This window comes from Rhodococcus sp. BS-15 (genome assembly GCF_000813105.1).
GTDB lineage: Bacteria > Actinomycetota > Actinomycetes > Mycobacteriales > Mycobacteriaceae > Rhodococcoides.
In genome coordinates this window covers 1-10,876 of the sequence record NZ_BAOX01000165.1, presented here as the reverse complement: position 1 = coordinate 10,876, position 10,876 = coordinate 1, and the positions used below count along the sequence as shown (strand labels likewise).

The 10,876-nt window shown below is 66.5% G+C and carries 3 protein-coding genes and 2 pseudogenes; all 5 read right to left on the bottom strand.

Annotation, left to right across the window (positions count from 1 at the left end; translation table 11 throughout):
• The coding region (locus RHBS_RS17465) for a condensation domain-containing protein (RefSeq protein ID WP_237669340.1) at positions 1-1,033 on the bottom strand (1,033 nt) is incomplete at its 3' end.
• 394 nt (positions 1,034-1,427) lie between these two features.
• Positions 1,428-7,712, bottom strand: a pseudogene (locus RHBS_RS31595) (condensation domain-containing protein); the annotation flags it as partial.
• 149 nt (positions 7,713-7,861) lie between these two features.
• Positions 7,862-7,951: pseudogene (locus RHBS_RS32340) on the bottom strand (phosphopantetheine-binding protein); the annotation flags it as partial.
• Between the two features lie 223 nt (positions 7,952-8,174).
• Positions 8,175-10,253, bottom strand: coding sequence for an amino acid adenylation domain-containing protein (locus RHBS_RS30820; protein WP_272913871.1), 2,079 nt, complete (start codon positions 10,251-10,253; stop codon positions 8,175-8,177).
• 29 nt (positions 10,254-10,282) lie between these two features.
• Positions 10,283-10,876 (bottom strand): condensation domain-containing protein (locus tag RHBS_RS31590; RefSeq protein ID WP_145977538.1); only part of this gene is annotated, 594 nt, incomplete at its 5' end.

Sequence of the window (10,876 nt, the reverse complement as noted above, 5' to 3'; positions counted from 1 at the left end):
TGCGGTCAACGCGTCCGACCCACAGCTGCGCGAGCCGCTCGACGGTCGCCTCGGTCACCGCCCCGGTCGGGAATGCGAACGAGGCGCTCAGTACGCCGCCGTCGTCGGTGTCGAGGACGATGGCGTTGATGTCGACGGTCTTGTTGGCCGCCATGTCGGCGTCACCGGCCGCCGACAGCTCGTTGTCCGCTGCGGGTAGCCATCCGAGCGACTTCATCTCGTCCGACACCTCGCCGGTGTTGACGCGTCCGAGGTAGTTGAAGCTGATCTGGCCGGTGCCGAGTTCCGCCAGTTCCGCAGCGGTCTCGGAGTTCAGGTAGCGGAGCAGTCCCCAGCCCATGCCTCGCTCGGGCAGCGCCAGCATCTGCTCCTTGACGGCCTTGACGGCATCGCCGAGCTGCGGCCCACCGGTGAATGCGGCATCGACGTCGATACCGGTCAGATCGAGGCGCACCGGGAACAAGCTGGTCAGCCATCCGACTGTGCGTCCCAGATCGGCTCCCGGCACCACCGCTTCCTCGCGGCCGTGCCCTTCGAGCTGCACCAGCGTGGCCGGTGCCGAGATTCCTTGCCCCGCACGCAGTTTCGTGACCGCGAGCGCCAAACCGGCGAGCAACCCGTCGGCGACGCCACCGCGGAAGATCTCCGGCACTGTCGTCAACAGGCTGCGCGTGACCTCGGGTGTCAGCTCGACATCGACCCTGCCGAGGGTGGCAACGACGTCGCGTGCAGGATCGAAGGGGCGGTCGCCGAGAACGGGGTCCTCGGTGTCGGCGATCCGCCGCCACATCGGCAGTTCCTCCAGGCGCGCCTGGCTCGACGCGGCATCGACCAACGCATGCGTCCACCGCCGCATCGACGTTCCCACCTCGGGAAGAGTCGCGGCCGCTCCCGCGGACAACTGCGCCCACGCGGAGACGAAGTCGGGGATCAGGATTCGCCAGGACACTCCATCGATCACGAGGTGGTGGGCGATGACGGAGAGCGTGCCTGCTTCGGTTGGACCGCGATCGACCCAGACGAAGGCCAGCATGCGCCCGGCCGTGGGGTCGAGGGTTCCGACAGCGGAATCGAATGCCGTTGCAGCGGAATCCGTGTCGGCCTCGGTCAGCATCGACCCCGCATCGACACTCCCTGGTGCCGCCGCGTCGAGCCCCCCACCCGCGGTCGTCGTGGACCAGGGTGGAGCGCACCACGTCGTGCCGATCGATCACGGCGTTCAGCGTCGCGAGAATTCCGGCTCGGTCTATGCCGATGGGCAGTTCGAGCGTGACGGCCTGGTGGAAGCGCGACCAGCCTCCACAGCGCTCGATCAGTGCAACACCGAACGGCGGCAACGGCATCCAGCCGACTCCCCCGCCGTCGAGTTCCTCGAGCACAACGGCGTCGCTGCCTTCACCGACGGTCACCGCGATTTCGGCGAGACCTGCGACGGTCTTGCGCTCGAACACATCTCGTGGTCCGAACTGGATTCCCCGTGCCTTGGCACGCGAGACCAGCTGGATGGAGACGATACTGTCGCCCCCGAGCGCGAAGAACGAATCATCGACGCCGACGGTGTCGAGCCCGAGCACGTCCGCGAAGACCTCCGCGATGATGCGTTCGGTATCGGTACTGGCCGTGCGATACTCGGCGTCGCTGCCGAATTCGGGTTCGGGTAGCGCTCGTCGGTCGAGCTTGCCGTTCGGGCCGAGCGGCAAGCCATCGAGAACCACGAGACCGGCGGGAACCATGTACTCGGGCACCGATGCGGCGACGGCGGCGGTGACCGTGTCGGTATCGATCGTCGCCCCGGCGGCGGGCACGAGGTAGCCCACGAGAATTTCACCGGACGACGGGGTCTGCCGAACCAGCACCACGGCCTGATCCACGGACGGGTGTGCCGTCAGGGCGGCCTCGATCTCACCCAGTTCTATGCGAAGTCCGCGCAGCTTGACCTGGAAGTCGGTGCGGCCGAGGTATTCCAGCTCACCGTCGGCGTTCCACCGAACGAGGTCTCCGGTGCGGTACATCCTCGAGCCTGCAGTGCCGTGCGGGTCGGCGACGAATCGGTCGGCGGTGAGATCCGCTCGCCCCAGATATCCACGGGCGAGTTGAACTCCGGCGAGATACAGCTCCCCGGGTACCCCGACCGGGACCGGGTGCAGGCGTGCATCGAGCACGGTGACTCGGGTGTTCCAGACCGGAGCACCGATGGGGACCGACGCGATGTCGGCCGGCACCACGCGGTGGTAGGTGACGTCGACTGCGGCCTCGGTCGGGCCGTACAGGTTGTGCAGTTCGGTGGTCGGCAGTGCAGCGCGCAGGGCCGAGGCAACCGAGGCAGGCAGCGCCTCGCCGGAGGCGAAGACCGCACGCAGTCCCGTGCAGTTCGAGACGCCCTCGGCGGTCGCGAACACCGCGAGCAGCGACGGCACGAAGTGGGCAACGGTGATGCCTCGGTCGGCGACGGTGCTCACCAGATAGATCGGATCCCGATGGCCGTCGGGTTCGGCGATGACGAGTTCGGCACCGATCTGCAACGGCCAGAACAGCTCCCACACCGACACGTCGAACGTGACCGGTGTCTTCTGCAGCACCTTGTCGCTCTCGGTGAGTGAGTACTCCGCCTGCATCCACAGCAATCGGTTGACGATCGACTCGTGGCTCACCGCGACACCCTTGGGTCGACCGGTCGACCCGGACGTGAAGATGACGTAGGCGATGTCGGCGGGCCGCAGCGGTGCGATCCGCTCGGCGTCGGTCATCGGTGCGGCGGACACACCTGTGGTGTCGACGGCGTCGACCAGGATTCGGTTGACGTTCGATCGGAGTGCGGTGCCGTCCCGCTCGGTCGTGAGCAGGACCACCGGTGCCGCGGTGTCGAGGATGTACCCGATGCGCTCGGCGGGCAGATCCGGATCGACCGGCACGTAGGCACCACCTGCGGTCAGCACCGCGTAGACACCCACCAGCATGTCGACCGATCGCCGCATGGCGGTCGCCACGACGGTTTCCGGGCCAACCCCTTCCGAGACGAGAACTCGCGCCAATGCGTTCACGCGGTCCGAGAACTCGCGATAGCTCACCCGTTCGTCGCCGAAGCTCGTCGCGATGTTCTCCGGGCTCGCCGCAACCCGCGATTCGAAGAGAGACACCAGCGTCGCCCCAGCATCCACCTCGTGCCCGGTGGCGTTCCACTCCTCCAGGACGCGGGAGCGCTCACCGTCCTCGAGAATGTCGACGTCACCGACGATGCGATCCGGGTCGTCGACGAGAGTGCCGAGAACGCGCACCAGGCGACGCGCGAGCGCGCTCATGGTCGACTCGTCGAAGAGATCTGTGGCGTAATCGAATTGGACGTCGATACCGGCAGGAGCGCCGGATTCGTCGACGTTCTCCCACAGCGTGACCTGCAGATCGAACTTGGCGAACGCGCTGCCCAGATCGATGCCCTCGACACCGAGCTCGGGCAGCGTCAACGTCTGCCGTTCGAGGTTCTGGAAGGTCAGCATGACCTGGAAGATCGGATGCCTGGCCTGAGACCTGTCCGGTGCCAGCTCGTCGACGAGCCGCTCGAACGGCACGTCGGCGTGCCCGAAGGCACCGAGATCGGCGTCTCGGACGAGCGCCAGCTGCTCGCGCAACGACGCCGCCGGGTTCACCCCGGTACGCAGTGCGAGCGTGTTGACGAACATGCCTACGAGTCCGTCCAGATCGGCGTCTCCTCGGCCTGCCACCGGGGTCCCGATCGTGACGTCGTCGGTTCCCGCCATCGCCGACAGCAAGACGGCCAGGGCGGTGTGCACCACCATGAAGTTGGTGGCATTGGTCGATCGCGCGACGCGGGCGATGTTCGACTGCAGGGCCGCATCGATCGAGAAGTTGTATGCCGCACCGCGATAGGACGCCACGGCGGGCCGGGGACGGTCGGTGGCGAGATCGAGCTGCGCAGGCGCCCCCGCGAGGGCCGAGGTCCAGTACGCCAATTGCGCTGCCAGCGGCGACTCGGGATCGTCCGCCGAGCCGAGGACGTCCCGCTGCCACAACGTGTAGTCCGCGTACTGCACGGCAAGCGGTGCCCACTGCGGGCTCTCCCCCGCTGCGCGGGCCGTGTAGGCGATCATCACGTCCCGGGTCAGCGGCCCCATCGAGAAACCGTCTGCGGCGATGTGGTGCGCCACGAATGCCAGCACGTACTCGGACTCGCTCACTCGCAGAATCCGAACCCGAACCGGAACGGCTCGGGTCACGTCGAATCCGGCCGAGACGAATGTTCGCAGGACCTGCTCCACGGAGTCGGCATCGACGTCGTCGACGGTTACCGTCACCCCCGCCTCGGCAGTACCGAGGACCACCTGACTGCCTCGTCCGTCGACCTCGGGGTACACGGTGCGCAGAATCTCGTGCCGTGCGAGGACATCGCGGACCGCGCTCGACAGAGCATCGACATCGACGTTGCCGGACAACCGAATTGCCACCGGAATGTTGTTCACGGCAGAGGTCGGATCGAACTGGCTCAGGAACCACATGCGCTGCTGCGCCATCGACAGCGGCACCACATCGGGCCGCGGGCGGGCCGTGAGCGCCCGTCGTGCACCGGTGCCCACCTTGGATTCGACGGCACGGGCGAGCGAGAGAACCGTCGGCGATTCGAAGATCGATCGCACCGGCACCTGAGTGTCGAGTGCGGCTCCCAGTCGGGAGACCACCTGAGTCGCGATCAGCGAGTTGCCGCCGAGTGCGAAGAAGTCGTCGTCCAAACCGACCCGTTCCACCGAGAGCACCTCGGCGAACACCGCCGCCACCGCTTCTTCGACCGGGTTGGTCGGTGCGCGGAACTGTGCCGCCTCGAACTGCGGCTCCGGCAACGCTTGTCGGTCCAGCTTCCCGTTGGCGTTGCGGGGCAACGCATCGAGGATCACGAAAGCCGACGGAACCATGTACGAGGGCAACCGGCCGGACAGAGCTGTGCGCAACCTGTCGGAGTCCACCGTGGCACCGACAGCGGGCACGACGTAGGCCACGAGGCGTGCACCGAGTCCGGTGTCGTCGAGCGCAAGCACCGCAACGTCGCCGACCTCGTTCAGCGACCCCAGGGCGGCATCGATATCGCCGAGTTCGATGCGGAATCCACGAATCTTCACCTGGAAGTCGGTCCGGCCGACGTACTCGAGTTCGCCGTCCTTGCGCCAGGTGACCAGGTCGCCGGTGCGGTACAGCCGTCCGCCCGGAGTGAACGGGTCGGCCACGAATCGCTCCGCGGTCAGGTCCGGCCGCGCGACGTAGCCTTCGGCCAGCTGCGCGCCCGCGAGATAGAGCTCGCCTGCTACACCTACCGGTACCGGTGCAAGGCGCGAGTCCAGGACGTAGACCCTGGTGTTCCATTCGGGTCCACCGATGGGCACGGAGGCACCGGTCGTCCGGACGACGCGATGTGCGGTGACCGATACAGCGGCTTCCGTCGGGCCGTACAGATTGTCCAGTCGTGCTTTGGACGCACGCAGTGCGCGGTCTGCGGTCGCGACCGGAAGCGCCTCCCCGATCGCCAGGATTGTCTTCAGGCTCTTCGGAAGTGCTCCCGCCGACGCAGCGACGAGGGCGTCGAGCACGGAGGGCACGGTATGCAGCGTGGTGACCGATCGTTCGGCGATCAGGTCCACCAGATAGGCCGCATCACCCTGTGCACCGGCCTCGGCGATCACCACGCACCGCCGGAGATCGTGGCCACCCAGAATTCCCAGACCGACAGGTCGAATGTCGCCGCGGTCTTGAGCAGCACCCGGTCGGTACTGTCGAGTCCGTAATGCTCTGACTGCCAGAGCAATTGGTTGACGATCGCGCGGTGGCTCACCGCGACGCCCTTGGGTCGACCGGTAGAACCGGACGTGAAGATGACGTACGCGGTGTTCGTTGCGCGCAGCGGCGAGGTGCGCTCGGCGTCGGTGACAGGCGCATCGGACACCACCGCACTCGAACGGTGCAGCCTGTCGTCGGTGTCGACCGACACGACCGGCACCGTTCCAGTGTCGATGTCGACTCCGGTGGTGCCGAGCACCAGCGCCGGAGCGGCGACCTCGAGGATGTAAGTGTTCCGCTCGGCAGGCTGATCGGGGTCGATCGGCACGTACGCGCCGCCTGCCTTGGTGACCGCGTACATGGCCACCAGCAACTCGACGGATCTGCGGATCGCCAGGGCCACGGTCACCTGCGGGCCGACCCCCGAGGCGATCAGGACCCGCGCCAGCCGGTTGATCCGTGCGTCGAACTCACGGTAGGTCAACGACTCTCGTGCGTCGATCAGTGCAATCGCATCCGGGTCCGCCTGCACCCGGCGGTCGAACAGTGCCGCCAGGGTCAGCTCGGAATCCACCGGGTGCGCGGTGTCGTTCCAGTCGCGCAGAATGGTGCGGCGCTCTGTCGCAGTGAGGACATCGAGGTCCCCGACGACGACCGAGGGGTCGTTCGCCACGGTCCGCAGCACCTCGACGAATCGCTCGACGAAACCGTCGACGGTCGACCGATCGAACAGGTCTGTGGCGTAACTGAATTCGGCTGCCAGCTCGGCCGCCGAACCATCCGGGGCGTACTGGTCCGATATCGACAGCTGCAGATCGGTCTTGGCCGTCGCCGTGTCGGCATCGACCGCACTGACCGTCAAACCGGGGAGCTCGAACGTCGAATCGGCGAGATTCTGGAAGCTCAGGCCGATCTGGAACAACGGGTTGCGGGCGGTCGAGCGGACCGGGTTGAGCACCTCGACGAGGCGCTCGAACGGCACGTCCGCATGCGCGAATGCGGACAGGTCGCGTTCACGCGACTGCGCGAGCAGTTCCTCGAACGTCATCGACGGCTCGACCGTAGACCGGAACACCAACGTGTTGACGAACATGCCGATCATCGGATCGAGGGCACGCTCGCCGCGCCCGGCGATGGGGGTGCCGATGGCGATGTCCTCGGAACCGGAGAGCTTGGCGAGGAACACCGCGAACGCCGAGTGCACCACCATGAACAACGTGGACTGATGTGCGCGTGCGAGTTCGGCGAGACCCTCGTGCAGTCCCGCGTCGACGGTGAAGCGCACCGTATCGCCGCGGAAGCTCTGGCTCGGCGGGCGTGGGCGGTCGGCGGGAAGCGCCAGCTGGTCCGGCAGCTCGGCCAGAGCACGCTTCCAGAACGAGACTTGCTGTGCAGCAACAGAATCAGGATCGGATTCGGAACCGAGCACGTCACGCTGCCACAACGCGAAGTCGACGTACTGCACGGGGAGGGGTTCCCAATCCGGCGCAATACCAGCCGAACGCGCGGTGTACGCAGTCATGATGTCCACTGCCAACGGGCCCATCGAGGCACCGTCCGCCGAGACGTGGTGGACGACGAATGCCAGAACGTACTCGGCATCGGCCACGCGGAACAGTCGTGCGTCGACGGGCACCTCGCTGGTGACGTCGAAGCCGCGTCCGAAGAATTCCCCGACGACCGTCACCACATCGGCCTGCCCACCGGCGGACAGGTCACGGACGGTCAAATCCAGGGCTACCTCGGAGGCCGGAAGTACCTGCTGGTAAGGACCTTCGGGTGAATCGGGGTACTGCGTCCGCAGAGATTCGTGACGTTCGAGAACGTCGAGAACGGCTGTGTGCAACGCCGCGACGTCGAGGTCACCCGACAACCGGACCGCGAACGGGATGTTGTCCACCGACGACGTGGTGTCGAACCGGTTCAGGAACCAGTAGCGCTGCTGGGCCGACGACAGGGGCGGGCGTTCCGGACGCGGCCGCGGTGCCAGTGCCGCCCTGGCACCGGATCCGACGGCCGTCTCCACGTGCGCCGCCAGGGCCGCAACGGTCGAGCTCTCGAACAATGCCCGCACCGGCACCACGGTGTCCAGAGCCGCGCCGAGACGCGACACGACCTGCGTCGCGATCAGTGAGTTACCGCCGAGCGCGAAGAAGTCGTCGTCGAGCCCCACCCGGTCGATACCGAGCACACCGGCGAACACACCGGCGACGGTCTCCTCGACCGCGGTGGTCGGCGCTCTGAACCGACCGGCCTCGAACACCGGGGCAGGTAGGGCGGCCCGGTCGAGCTTGCCACCGGGGTCAGCGGGATCGCATCGAGAACGACGATGGATGCCGGAATCATGTACCCCGGCAGGGACTTCCCGATGAACGCGGCAAGCTCCTCGACATCGATCACGCTGCCGCGCACGGAAGAACGTAGGACACGAGAGTGGTGACGCCGGACGGAAGCAGGTGACCTACCGTCACTGCGAAATCGACGCTGGGATCGGCGGCGAGCGCCGAGTCGATCTCGCCGAGCTCGATGCGGAATCCGCGCACCTTCACCTGGAAGTCGGTACGCCCCACGAACTGCAGCTGCAGGTCGTCCGTCCACCGCACCACGTCACCGGTGCGGTACATCCGTGCGCCGTCGATGCCGTACGGGTTGGCCACGAAGCGCTCGGAAGACAGACCGGGCCTACCGAGATAGCCGCGAGCGAGCGCACCGCCCGACAGATAGAGGTCACCCGCGACGCCGGTCGGAACCGGTTCGAGTCGGGAATCGAGGATGAGCACGGACATGCCGTGGATGGGTCGACCGATGGTGATCGGCTCGCCGGGCGTCAACTCGGCGAAGCTGGAGATGATCGTCGTCTCGGTCGGTCCGTATCCGTTGAAGTACTTGCGGCCCGGTGCCCATCGGGCGAGCAGTTCGGGAGTGGTCACATCGCCGCCGACCGAGAGCACTTCGAGCGAATCGATCCCGTGCGGGTCCATCGTCCCCAGCACGGCCGGGGTGATGATGGCGTGAGTGACCTTCTCCGCCTTCAGCAGTTCGGCCAACTCGGTGCCGCCGAGAATCGACGCCGGCACGATCACCAATGTTGCGCCGACCGAGAATGCCGCCATCCACTCCAGAACCGACGGATCGAAGTTCGGCGAGCAGACGTGCAGAAAGCGTGAAGGTGGCGAGAGGTGGTACAGATCGGTTGCTGCGTCGAGGACGCCGCCGAGACCGGCGTGAGTGACGACAACGCCCTTCGGCTTGCCGGTCGAGCCCGAGGTGTAGATGAGGTAGGCCGGGTTCTGGAAGGTGACGGGTCGCAGGCGGTCGGCGTCGGTGACCGGCTCGGCAGACCGAGTGCGGACCTCGGCAACGAACTGGTCGTCGTCGACGCTCACCCAGGGCAGATCCTGCTGTCCGGCGGCGAGCTGATCCAAGTGCTCCCGGGTGGTCAGGCCCAGTACGGCCTCGGAGTCCGAGACCATGTGGGCGATGCGATCCTGCGGATACGTGGGATCGACGGGCAGGTGGGCCGCACCCGACTTCGCCACTGCCCATACTGCCAGCACCATGAGGTAGGAGCGTTGAAATCCGAGTGCCACAACGGATTCCGGTCCCGCGCCACGTTCGATGAGAACGCGCGCGAGCTGCGAGGAGGTCGCGTCGAGTTCGGCGTAGGAAATCGACCGGCCCTCGTACCTGATGGCGACGGCCGACGGATCGAGGGCGGCTCCGGCCGTGAGGATCTCGGCCAGGGTGCCGCCGGCCAACACGTCGTCACCGTGCACGTGAGTGAGGCGTTCGTACTCGTCGTCGTAGAGGATCGACAGGTCGCCGACCGGAATATCCGGTGTGGCGGCGACCGCGTCGAGCAACCAACGGAATCGGCGCGAGAACACTTCGATCGTGTTCTCGTCGAACAGATCTCTCGCATAGACGAAGCTGGCCGCAAGGCCGGTTCCGTCGGGCTTCTCGTGCAGGGTCAACGACAGGTCGAACTTTGCGGTGTCGACCTCGACGTCCACGGCCGAGACCGTCAGTCCCGGAAGCTCGAAGTGGCTCGGCGGGAGATTCTCGAAGGCGATCGCCACCTGGAACAGCGGATGACGGGCCGTCGACCGTTCGGGCTCGAGCAGATCGACGAGCCGTTCGAACGGAATGTCCGCGTGCGCGAACGCCTCCAGGTCGACGTCACGAACCTGTGCCAGCAGCTCGGTGAATCCTCGGCTTCGGTCGACTTTCGTTCGCAGCACCAAGGTGTTGACGAACATGCCGATCACATCGTCGAGTACTGCCTCGCCTCGGCCGGCTACGGCGGTACCCACAGCGACGTCGTCGGAGGTCGACATTCGCGCCAGGAACAGGGCGAGGGCGCTGTGGACGACCATGAACAACGTGGTTCCGGTCGACTTGGCGAGCTCGACCAGCGACGCGTGCACATCGGCATCGATGTCGAACTGGAATCGCCCGCCCTCGTAGGACTGCACGGCCGGACGTGGTCGGTCGTACGGCAGAGTCAGCTCACTGGCAGGTCTGCCAGTGCAGTGCGCCAGTAGCTCGCCTGCGATGCCATCAGACTGCTCGGATCCGCGTCGTCGCCGAGCACCGCGCGCTGCCACAGCGTGAAGTCGGCATACTGAACCGGCAGCGGAATCCACTGCGGAGCCTCACCTGCGACACGAGCGAGATATGCGGTCATGACATCACGAGTCAGAGGTCCCATGGACCAGCCGTCGGCACTGATGTGATGCACCACGAACACCAACACGTACTCGTCATCGGCGACGCGGAACAGCTTGGCGCGCAAGGGAGTCGACCTGGCGACGTCGAATCCTTCGGACGCAAAGGCGATCAGATCGGCCACTGCACCGTCGGCCGAGGGGGTGGTCGGCGTCAGGTCCGGTGTCGCCGCCTCGACAGGCAGAATCACCTGATGCCCGGTGCCGTCCACGCTCGGGTAGACGGTCCGAAGCGCTTCGTGCCGGTCGAGCACGTCGATGACGGCCGCCTGCAGCGCCGCGGCATCGAGTGTTCCGGTCAGCCGGATCGCCACCGGAATATTGTTCACAGCGGACTCGGGCTCGAACCGATTGAGGAACCACATCCGCTG